7 protein-coding genes and 1 tRNA gene are annotated in these 19,402 nt (G+C 62.5%); 1 reads left to right on the top strand and 7 read right to left on the bottom strand.

Annotated features, from left to right (window positions below; translation table 11 throughout):
• Nucleotides 1-86 precede the first annotated feature (86 nt).
• The 3 genes from AC2IR1_RS07240 to AC2IR1_RS07230 are packed head-to-tail and all read right to left on the bottom strand — an operon-like array spanning nt 87 to nt 1,998.
• The gene (locus AC2IR1_RS07240; RefSeq protein ID WP_486475611.1) at nt 87-560 is read right to left on the bottom strand and encodes a DUF2948 family protein; all 474 of its coding nucleotides are present in this window, start codon (nt 558-560) and stop codon (nt 87-89) included.
• Nucleotides 557-1,825 carry a UDP-N-acetylglucosamine 1-carboxyvinyltransferase gene (gene murA, locus AC2IR1_RS07235; protein ID WP_486475610.1) on the bottom strand — a complete coding sequence of 423 codons (1,269 nt, stop codon included), beginning with the start codon at nt 1,823-1,825 and terminating at the stop codon, nt 557-559. Before murA ends, AC2IR1_RS07240 begins: the two co-directional genes overlap by 4 nt.
• Before the next feature lie 5 nt (nt 1,826-1,830).
• Nucleotides 1,831-1,998: a hypothetical protein gene (locus tag AC2IR1_RS07230; protein ID WP_486475609.1), complete on the bottom strand. Its 168-nt coding sequence runs from the start codon at nt 1,996-1,998 to the stop codon at nt 1,831-1,833.
• Nucleotides 1,999-2,146: 148 nt separating this feature from the next.
• Between AC2IR1_RS07230 and AC2IR1_RS07225 the strand changes: the two genes are divergently transcribed.
• A tRNA-Thr gene (locus AC2IR1_RS07225) sits at nt 2,147-2,221 on the top strand.
• A gap of 205 nt (nt 2,222-2,426) precedes the next feature.
• Here AC2IR1_RS07225 and AC2IR1_RS07220 read toward each other — a convergent pair.
• The 4 genes from AC2IR1_RS07220 to AC2IR1_RS07205 are packed head-to-tail and all read right to left on the bottom strand — an operon-like array spanning nt 2,427 to nt 19,388.
• Entirely contained in the window at nt 2,427-4,394 is a 1,968-nt protein-coding gene (locus tag AC2IR1_RS07220) for a site-2 protease family protein (protein WP_486475608.1), read from the bottom strand.
• Nucleotides 4,367-6,076: an efflux RND transporter periplasmic adaptor subunit gene (locus tag AC2IR1_RS07215; RefSeq protein WP_486475607.1), complete on the bottom strand. Its 1,710-nt coding sequence runs from the start codon at nt 6,074-6,076 to the stop codon at nt 4,367-4,369. Before AC2IR1_RS07215 ends, AC2IR1_RS07220 begins: the two co-directional genes overlap by 28 nt.
• A 7-nt stretch (nt 6,077-6,083) precedes the next feature.
• Nucleotides 6,084-6,389 carry a DUF3467 domain-containing protein gene (locus AC2IR1_RS07210; protein WP_486475606.1) on the bottom strand — a complete coding sequence of 102 codons (306 nt, stop codon included), beginning with the start codon at nt 6,387-6,389 and terminating at the stop codon, nt 6,084-6,086.
• A gap of 51 nt (nt 6,390-6,440) precedes the next feature.
• A complete protein-coding gene (locus AC2IR1_RS07205) occupies nt 6,441-19,388 on the bottom strand; it encodes a hypothetical protein (RefSeq protein ID WP_486475605.1) in 12,948 nt (4,315 codons plus the stop codon).
• Nucleotides 19,389-19,402: the final 14 nt, after the last annotated feature.

Here is a 19,402-nt window from a genome sequence, read left to right as displayed (position 1 = left end):
TCGGAACTCTCTAGACCGAAGCAGGCAAGAGGTTCAAGGCAGCACCGGACGTCTCCGCCCTGTGCTGCATTGTTTGCCCCGTGGTTTCAGGCGCCGTGATCCGGCACCTTGCCGGAGGGTGCACGATACGGGCGGGTCACATCCTTCAGCACCGCTTCCAGTGCTTCGACACGAAGCCGTATCGTCCCGTCACCGGCCAGGGTAATCAGAACCTCACCGGAGGGCGGCTCCGCATCGGGACGAAACTCCAGCGAGAGCGTCGAAAGGATCATCTCCGGATCGTCCCGCGTGACCCCCTGACTGGCAACCGCCAGCACGTTCTCGAAGACAAGCAGAGAGCGTACACGCTCGGCCCCGTGGCGTTCCCGCCCCTTGTCCTCCCAGCGGAAGCGATTGAGCAGCATCGCAAAGCGGCGTTCATCCTTGAACCAGCGCATTTCGGACACGGGCAGGATCGCGTCCTGGACAAGCGCCGAAAGGACCTGCAGGTCTTCATCGGTCAGGGCACCAAGGTTCAGCGGGCTTTCCCCGCCATCTTCGAAACGTGCATCTTCGGTCATTGCTCGGCAATCCGTTCGACTTTGGCTCCACAGGCAGACAGCTTCTCCTCGACGCGTTCGTAACCGCGATCGAGGTGATACACCCGGCTCACGAGGGTCTCCCCCTCGGCGGCGAGGCCGGCCAGGATGAGCGAGACAGAGGCGCGAAGGTCCGTCGCCATGACCGGCGCGCCCTTCAGACGCTCAACGCCATGGACCTTGGCGGTCCCGCCGTGCACTTCGATCTGGGCGCCCATACGGCCCAGTTCCGGCGCATGCATGAAGCGGTTCTCGAAAATGGTCTCTTCCAGAACGGAAGTGCCCTCTGCCGTGCAGAGCAGCGCCATCATCTGCGCCTGAAGGTCCGTCGGGAAGCCCGGGAACACTTCGGTCTTCACATCCACGGCCTGGATGCGGCCACCGTGGCGCGACACCTTCACCCCACGCTCCGTCGCTTCCACGGACACGCCCGCCATCTGCAGCTTTTCGACAAAAGCCCCCAGCAGTTCGAGACTGCCGCCGATGCACTCGACCTCACCACCGGCGATGGCCGGGGCCAGCATGTAGGTGCCCAGTTCGATCCGGTCCGCAACCACCTGGTGCGTCGTCCCGTGCAAGCGGTCAACACCCTGGATCTCGATCCGCTCGGTCCCCTCGCCTTCGATCTGCGCGCCCATGGACCGCAGGCACTTCACCAGGTCGACGATCTCCGGCTCACGGGCGGCATTGGTCAGAACGGTCGTTCCTTTCGCCAGGGTCGCGGCCATGACGATGTTTTCCGTTGCCCCGACAGAGGCGAAGCGCAGCGCGATTTCCGCCCCCTTCAGCCCCTTCGGCGCCTTCGCATAGAGGTAGCCCTCTTTCAGCTCGATCTCGGCGCCAAGCGCCTCCAGGCCATGCACGTGGAGGTCCATCGGCCGCGCCCCGATGGCGCACCCGCCCGGCAGGGAGACTTCTGCGTGCCCCATTCGCGCAAGCAGCGGCCCCAGCACCAGGTTGGACGCCCGCATTTTCCGCACGATGTCGTAGTCTGCCCATGTGGACGTCAGGTCGTGACTGGAAAGCGCCAGGACCTTTCCGTCAGACATCCGGGCCACCTCGCCCCCCAGCGACTGCAACAGCGAAGACATCGTCTTGATGTCGCTCAGCCGCGGCGCGTTGGTCAGGGTCAGCGGCTCCTCGGAGAGAAGTGTCGCCGGCATCAGCGTCAGGCAGGCGTTTTTTGCACCTGCGATCGGAATACTGCCTTTCAGCGGGCCATTGCCCGTTACCAGGATCGAATCCATCTGCCTCAGTCCTCTTTCTGTTTTTTGGCCGCATCGGAAGAATCGTGTTCGTCCTCCGACGCGGCGCGTGCCCTGGCCTGCGCCTTGCGCCGGGCGAGATTCGCCTTCAGCGCCGATTTCAGCCTGTCCTCGCGTGTCAGCGCGTCTTTTTCTGCACCTGGTTTCCTTGCCATGAGCCTTCTGTAAAGCAGCCGCAAAAAAGCGTCCAGATTGTGCTTGCACCCCCGGCGGTTTGCGTCTAATCACCCGCCCACGGTCGCTGGAAACGGTGATCGGCACCCGGACGGGACGCGATCAGACGATCTGCAAAACGCCCAGGATGCCGCAGTAGCTCAGTGGTAGAGCGCACCCTTGGTAAGGGTGAGGTCGGGAGTTCAATCCTCCCCTGCGGCACCATAAAAATCCCAAAATTCAAAATGTTGGAACGCCCTTCGAAGCTTGGCCGTTCATTAACCAGGTCTATCTGCCTGTGGCCTGCCGCTTTACCGGAGCCCATCCTGCGCAGTTGGTTCGGCCGTCATGCGGGCAGGCAGCCGTGTTGCAGCAGGGCAACTGGGCCCCGCTGGCAAACTCTCATTTCAGGCGGAAGGAAGGCCCTCCCCTACCAGCTTTCGCGGTCAGAGATCTGCGCCTCACGGAATCGCGCGACGAGGCCGCGATACCAGAAGACCAGATGTGCATGCAGTGGTTCGGCTGCAAAGGTCAGGCGCAACAATCCTGGCATCCCGACCAGGGCCGAGGGCGGCACCGCATCCGTGACCACCAGCTTGTAGGAGCGACGACCGCTTTCAGGATCCAGCCCGGGAATCGCAAGCAGGTCGGCCCCCGCCGGATCCAGGTCGACAAACCGGCCGTCGATACGCAGCTCGCTTGCAACCAGATCCTCCTGGAACTTCTCGACATACCGCTCCGGGAAAAGGCCGGACAGTCGCGCGGTTCCCTGGTCCGGGAGGTAGGCACCAAGCGGTTCACCCGATGTCATGTAATGGCCAAGGGGCATGCCCGAAATCGGTACGAAGACGCCAGTGTCGGTCGCATCGATCCGCAGGCCGTCCATCTCTCCGGTGGAAACCTCGTACTGGCGGAGCAGGCTTTCCACCTGCTTGGCGGCAATCGCCGCCTTTGCCGGGTGATCCGAGCGGACGTTTTCGAAAGCCAGCTTCGCACCGTCCAGATTCGCTTCCAGAACCTCAGCCCGGTCTTCAAGCAGAGGGTTAGCGAAGTTCGCGATCTGATCCCCTTCAGTCAGCTTCCCGGGGGGTGTCATGCCTTCGAGGAAACCGGACGTCCTGACAGTGACGCGATAGACCCCATTGGTATCAAGCGCGACCGGAACCATGATGTGATAGGGCATGCGCACGAAGAGAAGCGCCAGGACGATGGCCGCGCCAAGCCCGGCCAAGGTGTAGCGGCGCAGGCGGCGTGCATCAGGTTCCAGATCGGTCCGCGGCATGCGGTCCTGCATCATGGGTACGGCAAACATGGCAATGGCTCCCCAGCAGACGATGACGACCCCGAGGCCAAGATAGCGCGGCATCAGCGCGAAGCCGATGACGAAGAGAATGCGCAGGCGGTAGAGCAAACCGAGGATCGCATAGACAAGCATGCCCCAATGGCCCGGCCGGCTTGGCAGATCCCCTGCCCGGCCCAGTGTCAAAAGCCAGACGCGCAGGTCCTTGAAGATCGACGCGGCGCGGGTCGCCAGGTTGCGTGATCTGATCAGGTCGCACAGGACGTAGTAGCCATCAAGCCGCACGATGGGATTGGCGTTGAACAACAGGGAGTTCAACGTCGAGAAAACGAAGATATTCCCGACAAGAACCTGCATGTAGCTGCCCTCGACCAGGTACCACAGGATGAAGGCGGCAAGGCCCACGCCGACATCCACCGCAATCCCCGCCGCACTGATCGCGATCCTGTGGCGGCGATGCGCGGCCATGTCCGCCTCTGAACAATCGACATAGGGCATGGGGTAGAGGCCGATGACATAAAGCCCCCCCTTTCGCAGCCGCACGCCATATCGTGTCGCCGTCAGCGCGTGGCCGAATTCGTGGACGATCTTGAGCACCGGCGCCACCAGGCCGAAAGTCGTCAGCGCCTGGAGAGAAAAGACGTTCCGGTAGGTCTCCATGATCGCCCAGTCGCTTCGGATCCCCAGCATCACGGCGGCCATAGCCATCCCCGCCAGGAACAGAAGGTAGAGAGGCGAAACGAGGCGTCGCGCAATCGGCACCAGCCTGGGCTGCAGCGGGGCCAGGTCGATGAGGGGCAGCGCCATGAAGACCGGGTTGAAGGTACGGCGGCGCAGCCTGTCCTCCCCCCGCATTCCGCTCATCTGGCGCAGGAAGGAAAAGGCATCGCGAAGCTCTGCCTCCCCGATCGACCGGCGGGCTTCCTCATCCCCTTCGTTGATCGCGCGCATGCGATGAAGGGCCAGCGCCAGCCGGCGCGGCATGGTAAAGATCCGCCCCGAAGAGCGGTCCTGTGCCAGGTAAAGCCTGCGGTCACGCCCGTCGGCACTGAGCCGCAGGGCGACCTGCTCTACCAGCGCAAACCCAGGTACTGCCATGTCTTCACCTTGACCCACTCAACGACGTAGCGCGAAACGGCGCGGATGCGTATCGTCTCTCCGGCCTGCAGCCTGGCGAAGCCCGTAAGGCCTACGATAAGCTGCCCGTTGCCCGGCTCTTCCAGACGGGCCCATGCGCTCAATTGCTGCCCGCCCTGCTCACCCTGAACGATGGAAACGGGCGTTTCCAGCACCAGCGGCCAGCTTTGGTCCGAGATACCGCGGAAATAGACCTCGCCTTCCAGCCCGGGCTTCAGAAGCGGCGCATCGACCCTGGTCACGGAGACGGACACCGCGAAGGCATCATCCGGTTGCAGGGTCGCGATGTCCTCTCCGGTCGGAAGGAAACGCCCCAGGACGTTGCTGCCGACAGCGGAAATCACCGTTCCGTCCACCGGCGCCCGGACCACCAGCTGATCCAGGCGATCCTGGAGCTGATCGAGCTGCCGCTGCTGCGCATCCTGGCGCTGCTCCGACAGCACGTAGGCGCCGTAGTCGTTTTCGGCCAATGCAGCCTGTGCATTGGTTTTCTCGATCGCGATCTGCAGTTGTGCCTGGGCAACCTGTTCCTCCAGCTCGGGAGCCGCGAAACGGGCGATGGTCTGGCCGGCTGAGACGCTCTGCCCCACCTCGACCAGCATCTCGCGCAGGTAGGCGTCGAAAGGAAGGTTCACGGAGGTCGCACGGGCAGGTTGGCTCAGCGCGGTCGCCGTGACGATCAGCGGTGCGGGCAAGGCCATCCAGACGGCAACGCCGACCAGGGCCGCAAGCGCAACACCCTTGACGATCCGCGCCCGAAGCGTTCGGCGCGCCTTGCTGCGGCGGCGTCCCCCGACCAGCACCAGATCCGCCAGTCCGGAGGTATCCGCATCCGCCGCAGGATCGATCAGGAGGATCGCCACCCCTTCAAAGCCATTGGCCGGCAGGTCGAGCAAGAGCTCGGACGCGGCGGCCATGCGCGCCAGAAGTGCTGCATCCAGTGCGGTCTCATCCAGGTCGTCGGCCTTGACCCGCAGCGGCTGCAAGCGTGTGCCCGGCGCGGGCCGGTAGGTCGCGATGATCTGCCGGATTTCTTCGGCCACGGGATCAAGGGAGCGATCCGAAACACGGATCAGCCCGACGCCGCGCGCCCCTTCCCGCCCGTCACAAAGTGCCACCACGGCGGCACGGGCAATGCCCGCCTCGACGCAGGCATCCGCGACCACCTGTGCCGCTGCCCCGACCGAAAGCTTCTCTGCCCCGGCCATCTGCTCCAGCGCGATCAGCGCCGGGGCGCTCGCGCGGGCCAGCGCGGCCTTTGCGCCGGATGACTGGCCGGAGGCGAAGCCGGGCGCCGGGATGGCCAGCGGCTCCGCCTCTCCATCCAGTGAAATCGCGCCAAGGGCCTGCTGCCCGTTCGGGCCATCCCCACCGCCAAGAAGGGAGGGCCCCATCTCGGTCAGGCGTTCGATGAGGCCGGGAAGCTCCGTCACCGGCGGAACCGAGGACAGGATCCAGGCAACATGCTGGCCCGATACCGGCTGCACGACGAGAAGCCGCGCGCCGGCGCGACGGATCACCGTCTTCGCCTCGCGCAGGGCAAGGATGCTTTCAGTGCTGAGGTCGTCCGGCAAAACGCCTTGCACCAGCCGGGCCTCTCCGGCCGGGCTGATGCAAAGAGCTGCCTCCAGATTTTCGATCAAGGTCTTATCAGGCTTCGATCTTGCCGAACTGGTCTTCGTAGGCCTTGATCGACTGGGTCAGGATCACCGCGAGGCGCTTGGCCGCGAAGGGGCTCATCACGATGCGGTTCGCCAGCTTCACGTCGACTTCCTTCTGCTGCTCCATGGTGCCGCGCCAATGCTGGTGGGTGCCGAAGAGCAGGAAGAATTCCTCGCGGTTCGCGGTCGCCGTGCCGATGTTGGCGTAGTGGCTTTCCATCTCGCTGTCGTCCCAGTGGATCTTCACGCCATTGATGGAGCCGGATGCGGGCTTGGACGGAGTTTCGTTGGACATGTGTCTCTTTCCTCAAGTGTGGTGGCGGGATGCCGGCGGCACCCCGCTCGTTCAGGCCGCTTCGGACGGCGCTTCGTTTTCGTTTGCCGCCTCGACCCGTTCCAGCAGGAACGCGATGATCTGGCGGATGACAAGTTCGAATTCGGGTGCCTCGAGATCCCAGACCCCGGCGAACTGACCTGCGATACCGGCCCGCAGCGCATCGTCCATGACGGAACGATCCGCACCGGAATTCAACATCACCGCCAGGGCGCCGACGACTTTCTCCGACGACAGGTAGTCCATCACCTGGTTGACGAAGAACAGTGCCTCGTTGCCGTCGAAGCCATCGGAGATGAACTCGTCGCCCATCTCGCCGATGATGAGGTTGAACTGGGGCATGGCTGCTTCCGGCACCAGGTCGAAGGGCGAACCGATCGAGTCGTCCTGCTGCGCCCGCGACACCACGTCGATTGCGCCCGGGCCTGCGAAGTTGGATTTCCACAGAGTGCGGAATGCCGTGTCGCCTTCGAACAGGAGGCCGGTCCACTTGCCGTGGTATTCCCCTGCGTAGCCGTCGGAGAAGATCACGTCCTCACGGGTGTTGCCGTAGAACAGGTCACCCCCGAGGTTGCCGATCATGATGTCGTTACCTTCGTCACCGCTGATGATATCGTAACCACCGGTCTCGTAGGCGTAGTTGGTATCCAGCAGGATGACCTCGAACAGACCGGTCTCCGTCTCGGTGAAGGTCCGCTGATAGATGATGGTATCGCCGATCAGGAAGTCCTGGCCGGTTCCGCCATTCACCGTATCCGCACCGAAGCCCGCGACGACAAAGTCATTGCCGTCTTCGGCGTCGATCACGTCATCGAAGCCAAGATCGATCCGGGTCCCGATCAGGTAGTCGATACGATCCACCGCCGACTGGCCTGCGAGTGCGGTCGCAGGATCGGTGAAGGTCAGCTCGGCGATGTCCCCGATGATCATGTCATCGGTGCCGCCACCGTTGATGCTGTCCGCGCCGGCCTGCCCCGCCATGACGTTGTCGCCAGACATGTCGCCCGCGCTGATCGTATCGTCACCGCCCAGATCCTCGTTCGTCAGGACCAGGGTCCGAACGTCCGCACGGTTGATGAAGGTCATCGTGCCATCGTCGCCAAGGACGATGTCCTCCCCGGCGTCAACAAAGATGTCGTCATCCCCGAGGTTGCCCATCACCAGGTCGGAACCGGTGCCGCTGTCGATCACGTCATCGCCACCGAAGTCGAGCACGGTCGCGGTGAAGCTGCCCTCGCCCGTGACATGGGAAGAGATCCAGACGCCGTTGTCGCCCAGGATGGCATCCTCACCCGCGCCGGATTCGACGGTGTCGCTGTCCGCACCGGCCAGGATCACATCCTCGCCCGCCGTGGTCACGATGCTGTCGGCGCCGCCTTCGCTTTCGTCGAAGGTGGTAGCGCTGCGCACCACGTTCACAAGCGCGCCTGCATCAAGCACCAGCTTGCCCTGGTCACCGATGATCGCATTGTCACCGGAGCCGCCATAGACCTCGTCACCGCCATCACCGGCCAGGATCGCATCGGCGCCTGCGCCGCTGGTGATGGTATCGGAAGCGCCGGTATTGGTGTCGGTCGTGGTCAGTTCGGTCAGGTGGGTATCAGCCCAGTGAATTTCACCGGAGTCGCCAATCACGCGGTTTTCGCCGTTGCCGAGCTCTGCCGTGTCGCTGTCACCGCCGAGAATGAAGAAGTCGTTCCCTTCACCCGACGTGAGACTGTCCGCACCATCGCTCGACAGGTAGGCCGAGACGAGATCGCCGTCATCGGTGCCGCTGGTGTCATCCAGGGTATAGGAGCCGGAGTCGCCCAGGCCGCGGTTGGTACCGTTGCCTGCATCGATCTGGTCGCCCGCGGTCCCGCCGATGATGAGGTCATCACCGGAGCCCGTCTGCAGAACATCCGCGCCGCCGAGTTCATCATCCGAAGTGGAGATGGTGACCGTGCCCGTCGCATCGAAGGACATGTCGCCGTTGTCGCCCAGGAGCCAGTTGGCACCTCCGGTCGCCTTGATGGTGTCCGCACCGACGCCACCGATGGCGATGAGTGCATCGAGGCCGCTGGTGATGCTGTCGTCCCCTCCGATCGACGGCGAGGTGCTGAAGAGATCCAGCGTACCGTCGGTGATATCGAAGTGGACTTCGCCGTTGTCGCCCACGGCAATGTCGGAGCCGTCGGACAGGTCGGCGTTGTCGTTACCATCCCCCAGCAGGACCGCATCCGCATCGACACCGCCGGTGACGGTATCATCGCCGCCGGTGCCAGGGTTGGTCGTCAGCAGGTCGTAGCCGGACCCGACCGTGACATGTACCTCGCCACTGTCGCCGAGACCGATGTTGGTTCCGTCGCCCATGGTCAGGCTGTCATCGCCTGCGCCGAGGACGATCACGTCCAGCGCATCGGACTGCGACCCGGTCGAAACCGTGTCGTTTCCGTCATTGGCGTCGTATTCCGATACCAGGTCATAGACTGCAGCCGAAGGCGTGCTCGTGTCGAGGGTGACCGAACCGCCGTCGCCGAGGATGAAGTTCGATCCTTCGCCTGCTGCGATGCTGTCGGCCCCTTCGCCGCCCAGGATCGCGTCCTGTCCAGCCCCGGAGGTGATCGTGTCGCCGGTACCGGTCCCGGTTTCGTCGGACGTCAGCTCCACCAGGGTACCGCGGGTCACCGCGATGCGGCCGTTGTCGCCGATGGCAATGTTGTCGCCATCGCCCAGGTTGGCCTCATCGGCCCCGTCGCCAAGCAGCACGGCATCGTCGCCCGACGCGCTGGTGACGGTATCTTTGCCGCCGCCCGTGCCTGCATCCGTGGAGAAGAGCTCATACCCGGTTGCCAGCGTATCGTGGATTTCCCCGTTGTCCCCGACAACGAAGTTCGATCCGCGGCCAAGGTCCGCCTCGTCGTTTCCAGCACCAAGAAGGACGTAGTCGTCACCGGAGCCGGTGGTCACATCGTCGTCGCCACCCGTTGCGGCATCGGTGGTGAGCAGGTCAAAGCCGGTGCCGATCGTCGCGTCGACCTCGCCACTGTCGCCCAGCACCAGGTTACTGCCATGGCCAAGGTCCGCTTCATCGGCGCCGCCGCCAAGGATGACCAGATCATCTGCATTACCTGTGGTCACGCTGTCGTCACCGTCGCTTTCATCCGAAGCGGAGGTCAGCGCATAGACCGGGACATCCGTATCCCGCGTGTCGGAAGTGATCTCGCCACTGTCCCCCAGCAGAAGGTTCACGCCTTCGCCGGCATCAATGGTGTCATTGCCTTCGCCGGCAACGATCACATCGTCGCCCAGGCCGGAAACGATCCGGTCGTCGCTCTCCGTGGCGCTGGTGTCGGCACTCGTGATCTCGACCAGGTGGCCGGTGTAGTCATCGTTGGCCGAGATGGTGATCTTGCCGTCATCGCCGAGAACGTAATTCACGCCATCCGCCAGTTCGGCCACGTCGCTGCCGCCGCCCAGGGCAATGATCCCCTCGCCACCGGAGGAGGTGATGGAATCGTCACCGTCATCCGCCGTACCTGCCGTCTCGATCTCGGTGACAAGCATGGAAATCAGGTTCAGCTGCTCTTCGTCCTCCGCCTCTTCCAGTGCAGTCGGGTTCGAGCCGAGCGGCTGGTAGCTGCGCAGGGCGTTGAGGGAAATCGCATCCATCGTCACAGTGCCCGCGTCGCCGATGGCAACGAGGTCGGCCGCGGCCGAAGTGATCGTGTCATCGCCCAGACCGGCAATCGCGACATCCTTCAAGTCATCGGGCGCATCGCTTCCGTAATGGCTGCTGTCGTCGGCGCCGAAGATGATCTCGTCATCTCCGTCATTGTCGTCGGACAGACCCGTGAACGTGCCGTCGGTGATCGACAGGGTGCCGAGGTCGCCCAGCACCATGTCGGCGCCCAGGCCAGCGCTGATCGAGTCGGAGCCTTCGCCGCCCACGATCAGGTCGTTGCCGCGACCGGTGGTAATCAGGTCGGCACCGCCGAGGTCGGAGGCGATGGAGACGATCCCCGTCACGGCGGAGAGGATCTGAGCGCCGGTGACTTTGGCGAAGTCGCCGATCACCACGTTGGAGCCATCGAGATCCTCGATCACCTCGACACCGGAGGACGAACCGCCAGCGATAAGGATGTCGTTACCCTCGCCCCCTGCAAGGCTGTCGGTGCCATTGCGCGAGGAGGTGGTGTAGGTCGATGTCACGCCCGTCGCGACGAAGCTGGCGGAGAGGTAGACATCGGCGAAGTCACCGATCAGCAGGTCGGCCGCGATACCGCCGGTCAGGCTGTCGTTGCCGCCGCCGCCGATCATGATGTCGGAACCGTCACCACCGAAGAGCTGGTCGTCGCCATCCGCGGCATCCAGTACCGACAGGATCATCGATGTGCTTTGCGATTGGCCGGGCGTCATCGTCAGCAGGTCGATTTCGGCCCCGGAGCTGTTGGTCAGCTTGAACGTACCGCCCGTCACCAGGTCGTCGCCCTTGCCGCCCAAGATGGAGTCGTCGCCTTCGGACCCCTGCAGGATATCGTCACCCAGCTGGCCATAGATCGTGTCGGATCCGGAACCGCCCGTGATGATATCTTGGTCGTCCTGCAGCGCAAGCGACCGGATGGTCTGACCACCGTCGGTGCCGCTTTCGCCAGCCGCAGCGCCCCAGCCCCAGACCTCTGTCTGGGCGCCGTCGACGCTGATCAGGTCGCCGTCTGCACCACCTTCGATATAGACGTTGTCACCCGTTGCGCTGATCGTGTCGCTGCCCGCACCCGACATGATCGTCACGTCGCCGGAGGATTCGATGTCGATCAGGTCGGCCCCTGCCCCGGTCAGGACGATCTTGGTGCCGCCGGCGCCGAGGATCACGGTGTCGGCGGAGTCGTCCGCATCGTTCTGGGTGTCTGCGGTGTAGCTGTCCATCAGCGCCTGCAGATCCAGATTGTCGCCGCTAACCGACTGGTCAACCGTGACATTTCCGTCGGAGTCCATTTCCAGGCCAAGCAGTTCGAGAACCGCATCGACAGACACGCCACCCTCAGCAAAGGCGCTGATGAAGAGGTCGCGCATGCCGTAGTCGTCGGCCCCGAAGTAGATCACCGTGCCGCCGTCGATGTTGACGGTGTCGCTGCCCTCTTCCCCGAAGATGATGTAGACACCTTCCGCGTCGGTCGCAGTGATCGTGTCGTCGCCATCGCCTGCGAAGACCACGTGCACACCGGTCGAGGGCAGGATGATCTCGTCCTCGCCGCTGCCCGTGTAGGTGATCGTCGTCGCGGTCGAACCGTTGTACTCATGCACGTTCGACAGGTCGATCTTGTTGTTGCCGGAGCCGGCCGGGATGATGATCGCCGCAGCGTCCATGTCGATCTCGGCCGTGACCGTCTCACCGTCCTGGGTGTAGGTCAGCTTGTAGGGCGAGTTCGGGCCGGTGATGGTGACCGTGTCATCGCCATCCTCGTCGATCGCGGACATGGAAGCACCTGCGCGCGAACCGATGTTGAGGATCGCGGTACCACCCGTATCGCTGATGTCCGTCGACAGGTCGGCCGAAACCGGGTTGCCGCCAAAGTCGATCGACGTTGAGAAGTCGAAGACCTCCCAGCTATTCTTGTACGTGTAGACAACCAGCGGGATCTTCACCCAGAGCGACAGGCTCAGGTCGACACCGGCGTCGCCGACGAAGATCAGGCCGAGCATTTCGCTGATGCTGTCCGCATCAAGCGCCGCGTCGATCACCGCGATCAGTTCCGGGAAGCGCAGCTTGCCATCGCCATTCGGATCGTTGAAGCCAAGGCGGAAGTAGGCATAGCCGTCGAAATCGACACCGGCCACATAGAGGCTCAGCGAGATCGAGAAGCCGAAGTTGACGTCGACGATCGAACCGACGCCGCTCTCGATATAGATCCCGTCGAGCAGCCGTTCGGGATCCATCGTCTCGACGAAGTTCACCACGCCGCTCAGGTCGTAACCCACGGTGATGCCACCGTAGAGCTTCAGGCTCACCGTCGCCTTGAAGGAGCTCTCCACGATGTCGGCGACCCAGCCCGGCAGACCGATCATGCTGAAGATCTCGTCTGCCAGGTTGATTGTTCTCTGAGGCAGGTTGAACAGCGTCAGGTGCACCTCGACCAGGCCGACGTCCTCGAAGTTGCCAAGGAAGATGTCGAGGATCGAGAAGGGATCCGTCAGCAGCGGGATTTCCACCGACACGCCGGAAGTGGAGTTGCCGAAGATGCCGAAGGTCGAGTCGGTGAGGCTGGAGTTCAGCGAGGTCGAAACCGACTTGCTGTCGACCGATCCCAGCTCTGCCTCGCCGCTGGAGAGGTCGTCGAGCGAGGCGTAGTAGTCGTAGTCGCCGTAGACGAAGACGCCGCCGGTTTCATCCAAATCGTTGAGGAAGTCGTTGATCTCGACGATCACCGAGGCAATGGAGTCGATCATCCCCAGGATCGGGAAGGCCGTCGTGAGGGCCGAGTAGATGAACGAGAACGGCGCCGTTTCCTTGATGAAGGAGAAGTATTCGGCAAGCGGATCGATGAATTCACGCAGCGGATCGAAGATCGGGTCGAGGATCGCTTCCTCGATCGCGCTGAGGTCGATGCGCATGTCGTGGAAGGCAAGCGCCGTGATCTCCAACCCGTCGGAGATGGTGTAGACCGCCCGGAATTCCAGCTCGGTCGCGACCGAGGGGATGAACTGCACCCCGTCGATCAGCAGCGCTTCACCCGTGGTCGGATCCAGCACGTCACCCTGCAGCGACAGGATCACGTTGACCTCCGCCTCAAAGCCGAAGTCGATCATGTTCCCGGTGTCGAGCTGGCTGATGTAGACGACGCGTTCATAGGTCAGCACGTCGCCGTTGCCATCGGTCGCGGTCACACCCGTGAAGTCGCGGTAAACACCGGCAGAGCTGATTGCATCGGCATCGCCCTGGGTCGTCGGATCGAGGATCGCCAGACCCTGATCGCCATAGAGATCGACGTAGAGCGACGCGGTCAGGGAAATCTCCCCTTGATCGGCGTATTCGGACACCAGGGAGGAATAGAGATCATCAGAGGTATCGGGATCGGTCGTCGCCGTGACGCCGAGGATGCCGAACAGCTCCATCGAGGCTTCGAAGTTCTCCGCCGTGACGGTGAAGTCGATGCTGAGTTCCTCGTCGTCGGTGTCGTTCAGCAGGAAGAAGCCGTTCTTGTCGTAGCCGAAGCCGATGTTGACGGAGTACTCCAGCTGCACCAGCAGTTCGACCGCGTCGGCAAGTTCCAGTTCGAAACCAGGGATGCCCAGGTCGAAGCCCAGGTTCATCGACTCGGAGAAGATGATCTGGGAGAAGTTCAGCGTCGCGTAGACATAGCTGTCTTCGGTGCCGCCGTCGGTATTCAGGTAGGCCTGAAGGTAGGTCGTGCCCGAGGTGCCCAGAAGATCGTTCAGCGCATCATTGAGGAAGTCGTTGATGAGGTCGATCGTCGTCGGCAGCGTGCCGTCGTCCTGTGGCGTCTCGGCATAGCTCAGCGCCGTTTCAATGACGTCTATGCGGAATTCATCGAAGAAGGTCAGCGCCGAGGTCAGGTTGTCCCCCACCAGCGGCAGGTCGATCGCGCTCAGGAAGCTTTCAAGCGAGGACTGGACCATGTCCAGGATCATGTCCAGGCCATCGAGGACCAGAACCGGATCGTTCAGCAGCGAAAGAATGTTGACGCTGTCCAGCAGGTCGCTGAGATCCGGGAAGCTGATCTCGGGCAGATAGACGCTGGACAGGCTGCCGGACATCAGGTCGATCAGCGCGCCTTCGAAGACATCATCGTAGCTATCGGTGCCCAGCAGGTCGTGCCAGCTCTTGCCGTCAACAATGTTGACCAGCGACACGTTCCAGTACACGCCATCGGTATCCGGGTCGAAGATGCCGATGCTGTCGCTCAGCGGCAGACTGACGTTGATCCCGATCGAGATATCCAGGTCGAACAGGTCGGTCAGGCTGACGGAGTCGTCCTGAGAGATTTCGAACAGGTGGGCCAGATCGTACTGGTTCTCGTATTCGTCCCCGTCGATATCGACGATGGTGAAGCTGATGTAGGCCGGATCGCCAGAACCGTCGGCGGCGCCGATGTAGGCATAGCCGTCATCGACAGACACGGTAAGCGGACCAAGCGCCAGCGAGAGGTTGAGCCCCTCGGTCACACCTGCGGTCATCGACAGGGTGATCCCGGTCTCTTCGGTATCCAGGTAGATGCGGATCGAACCGTCTTCGACGGCTTCGTAGATCACTTCCGAGGTAAGGGAGCCGGTGCTGTAATCCCCATCCCCGTCAAAGCCCATGGCAGCCGCGAAGTTGGCGCCACCAAGATCGGTCAGGGCGAACTCAATATCCGCAGAGGTATCGACGCCCTTCAAGGCGAAGCTGTAGGTGTCGTAGCCCAGAACTTCGTCGAAGCCGGTCGAAACCAGGGTCACGTTCCCGGACCCGTCGGTCACTGCATGGACAAGCTGCGACAGCACCACGGTGGTTCCCGGTGCGCCGGTGTCGAACACGGCCGAACGATCGACGTCCAGCTCTGCCAGGGCGGCGTTGACCGCCTCGACGAACTCTTCCTCGGTCCGACCGACAACCGCGTCGATGGAAACGGTGACGCGATCGTCCCCGATCTCGATATCGAACTCGTAGGCGGCCTCGTAGTCGGTGAGATCCGACAGCGCGATGGTCTGAAGACCGTCGACCTCTTCTGACTCCGTTTCCGCAGCACCTGTCAGTGCTTCTGCGCCGGTGTCATCCGTGGCTTCCGCCAGGCTGTCGGTCAGGGAGAACACGCCGGTCGTTTCATCATAGGCGAAGGTGACGGTGTCGCCGAAGGCAGATTTGACAGCCGTATCGACGAGCGTGACCACATCTTCGATGGTTTCCGCACCGTCGAGGTCGATGTCGACGGTTTCCAGGTCGCCGTCCGCGTTGACACGCGACACGCGCAGTTCCGCGCCGCCGTCGGGACGCAGGTTGACGGAACCAACGGTCGCCAGGGCGGAAATCGCGGTGGAGGCCGCCGCGATCGTATCGGGCTCTGCCAGAAGGGAGCTCAGATCGAGGCCGAAGGCGAAGTTGAAGCTGAGCAGCGGATCGAAGACCATCTCGCCGTCGCCGGAGGCATCAACCAGACCCGACACCGTTGCGGCCAGGTCATCCCCAAGGATATCGGCCAGGCTGTCGCCCAGAAGCTCCGACAGGTCGAGCTGGAACGGCAGGGATTCCGAATAGTCGTCAAGAAGTTCGAAGGTCAGCGCGAACTCGATGGTCGCGTTGTCCTCGTCCCAGGTCAGCTGCACCGTGTCGTCACCGAAGTAACCTTCGAGCAGGCTGTCCAGTTCATCCAGGGCCGCCTGCGGATCATTCCGGATGTCCTGGAGCATTTCCAGGAAGTCGGCAGAGAAGCTGATGGTATCCAGAATCGAGAAGTTCAGCAGCGGGATGTCCTGCGACAGGAACGGCAGGTTGTCTTCCAGGGCCTCGCCCACGACCACCAGCATGTTGGCGATGGACACCAGCGCATCGAGAATGTCGTCACCTTCCAGCGCGGCGAGACCTTCGAGCGCCTCGGCAGCATCTTCGTTCTCTGCGATGATCGCGAGGGAGGTGGTATCCGCGTAGTTCGTCAGGTCCAGGATGGTGATGCCCAGACCGTCGATGATATCTTCATTCAGGCCAGAGATCGTGCCGACCTCGATCGAGACATCGCCGAAACGTGCCACCATCTGAGCCAGGACGGCATCGCCGGAGTAGGCCACGCCATCGACGATCACGATGTCGGAGGCGCTGGTTGCTTCCTCACCGCCCGCATCCAGGGCGAGCCCCTCACCGTCGGTCACGATGGTCCCGAGCAGGTCAAGGCGACCGATCAGACCCTCGAGCCCCAAGGCGGTCGTTGCAACGGCGTCCCCGGCATCATCCAGCGAAATCGTGTTGACGACGGCATCCCAGATATTGCCGAAACTGATCCGGCTGCTCGCAGCCCCTTCGGAATCCGTGCCGATCATCGACGCATAGAGCTGCAGGCCGAAAGCCACGTAGTTCTGGCTGGAATCCTCGCCCCCGATAGTGATCGAGGCGATCCCCAGATCCGCCGTACCGGTAATGTCGGAAGCCGTTGCACTCACGGTCAGATCGATCGAGACATCGGTGAAGAATGCGTTTTCCAGCACGGTGTCGATCAGATCCGAACCAAGGGTCGCAGCCCCGCTCAGAGCATCGGTGCCAGCATCGATGATGTCCGAACCGAGCGCAGCCAGGTCGATCCCGAAGGAGGCGTTCATCGCACCGGAGAGTTCGGCCGTCAGCAGGGCCGAAAGGGAGGTGTCCCCCAGAAGACCGAAACCGATTTCATCGGCCGTGAAGTAGACTTCGTCATCTTCGGTAATGGACGTGGAGGCCGAGACCTCCGGCAGCTGGAAGACAAGCTCGCCATCGTCGCTCAGCGAAAGCGCGGCGCCGGCCCATACATCCTGCAGCGCAGAGTTCGCCCAGGCAATCAGGCCTTCCAGCGAAGTCGCGCGCAGAAGCACGCTGTCGTCGATCGAGATCTCGATCTTGCTGTCTTCGGCCGCATCGATGGTGAAGGCCAGGCCGTCGCCATCGGTGTTTTCGGACACGGTGATGCCGATACCCTCGGACGCGAGGGCGGTGTTGAAGTCGTCGATCAGCGTCGTGAGATCGGACCAGCCATCTTCGTTCGTGACATCGACCCAGCGATCCACGCCATCCACGGTGAAGGTGAACCGCAGGGAGGTCACGCCGGAGATATCGTCGAACGTGAAGGTGCCCAGTTCGACACTGGTTTCCGCGAAGGTGAAGCCGAGGAAGTCTTCACTGATGGATTCAGCGTCGTCATCCGCTTCATCGGCAGGGATGGCAGAGCTGGTATCGCTGTCGGACACCACATAGGACAACTCATTCAGCTCGGAGGACGCAAAGCCCAGCTGTTCGAGAGTAATCCCGCTCACGGTGTCGTCTTCGACAAATTGCGTCCCACCGGTGATCGCCAGGGTGTTGTAGGTTTCGACACCGGTATCCGCGTCCTCTTCGGACTTGGTCGTGGTGATCGTCAGCGCACCAAGCTTCGAGGTGGAGAAGGTGAACCCGTAGGTCGTCGACAGAACCGAAGAGCTGAGCAGCGCCGCCAGGGCCGTCATACGCTCGTAGACACTGAGGCTGGTATCCTGCAGAGCAGGCTCGGACGTCAGGTCGACCGTGATGTCGAGCACATAGTCCCCTGCGACCTGAACCGCGAAGGTCAGCTCGGAATAGTTCGCCAGCAGGTCCATCTGGTCTTCGGACAGGATCGAACCGTCAAGGCTGACCACTTCGTTGGTCAGGACCAGCGCATCGGTAGATTCACCGAAGCCCAGGGAAGTGTCTTCGATGATGAAGGCGGAAACCAGATCCGCGAAGACATCGGAAATCGCTTCCGCCGCTTCCAACAACGAAATGTCGGTGAAGGGAATGTCGATGTCGAACAGCGTATCCGTCAGCACCCCGGCAAGGGCCGTGCCGGTGTCGTTCAGGAATTCGATAAGATCGGCGGTCGACATGGTGACCAGCGCCGAAACGATGCTCTCGAAGATCTCTTTCGCCTCGTCGCCCAGTCCGACGACGTTCGAAAGGTCAAGGTCCAGACCAAGCGACGCACTGTCGATCATGGTATCGAGGATGTTCGCCCCGCCGCCATTGGACAGCACGGCACTGACGGAAACATCGGTTCCGAAGTCCTGCGTGGATCCGCCGAAGTCGATGCTCGCGCTCATCGCGACGGAGATAAGGTCGTACTCCTGATCATCCACGATGCTTGCGAAGTCGGAGCTCCCGGCTTCCGCCACGAGGACATCAATCGACAGGTCGGATCCGGTGCTCGTCCCGTAGAAGCTGAAGTCCAGGTCATCCAGGCCGGAGGTGAAGTCGATCTCGCCGCCGAGATCGAGGTCATCCGCCCCTTCGACCGACAACGCGAAGCTGGCCAGCGTCACGGAGTCGATGGAGGTGTCCAGAAGACCCAACGTGGCCGAGGTGGTGCCGGTCAGGGTCAGATCGCCACCGAAGGTCAGGATGTTGTCGAACTCGAAGTTGTCGACGTGAACTTCCAGGCTCTCCAGGGCAAGCGTGCTGCTGTCGACACTGACGGCCGCGGAGATGTCGAAGCTGAAACCGCTACCGATCCCCACGGTCGTGCTGAGCGCGAAGGGCAGATCGAGCCCCGGAAGCGCCGAAGACAGCAGCGAGGTCAGATCCGAGGTCAGTTCCACGTCATCCGACAACAGGTTCACGGTCGCGGTCACCGCACCGTCATCTCCGTCGGTGAACTCGACCAGGGTCTCACCGTCCACGACAATGTCGCTGAGGGTCAGCGTCAGTGCGCTGGTGACGGATTCGAGGGAGCCTACGACCTCGTCCAGAACGATGGAGGCATCGCCTTCCGCATCGCTGGAGCCTTGATCTTCCAGGTAGCTGATCAGCTCGTCGATCAGGGTGCCACCAAGAACACTGTCGCTGTCAAAAATGTCGGACAGGCCGCTGGCCGTCACCGTCACGCCGCTGAGGGATGCATTGGCATTGGTCGCCAGGTTGGACTGGAAGCCGGAGGTGAACAGATCGTCGATCTCCCCCGCGAGGCCGGAACGGAGCTCCTCAATGGCATCCTGAATGCGGCTCACCGTGTCGGTGATCGCCGTGAGGTCCTCGGTCTGGCCATCCAGAAGGGGGTTCAGCAGCGTCAGTGCCGCGTCACCTGCCGTTTCGAGAGACTCGAGGATCTCGCTCGCATCCTCCGCCTGTTCGTCGAAGGAGTGGGCAAGGCCCAGCATCAGCTCCGTCAGATCTTCCGTCCCTGCGAGGTCGATCGTCAGGTTCGCGTCGAGCATGACCCGCGGCTCAAGCGGCGTCGCACGATCGTCGACGGCCAGAGCTTTGTCTTTATCGAGCTTCCGGTTCTGTCCCATTCTGGATCCCCTAG

This window comes from Pseudooceanicola sp. NS-SX8 (genome assembly GCF_057380755.1).
Note: the sequence above shows the minus strand (reverse complement) of the source record. Positions and strands in the feature narration are given on the sequence as shown.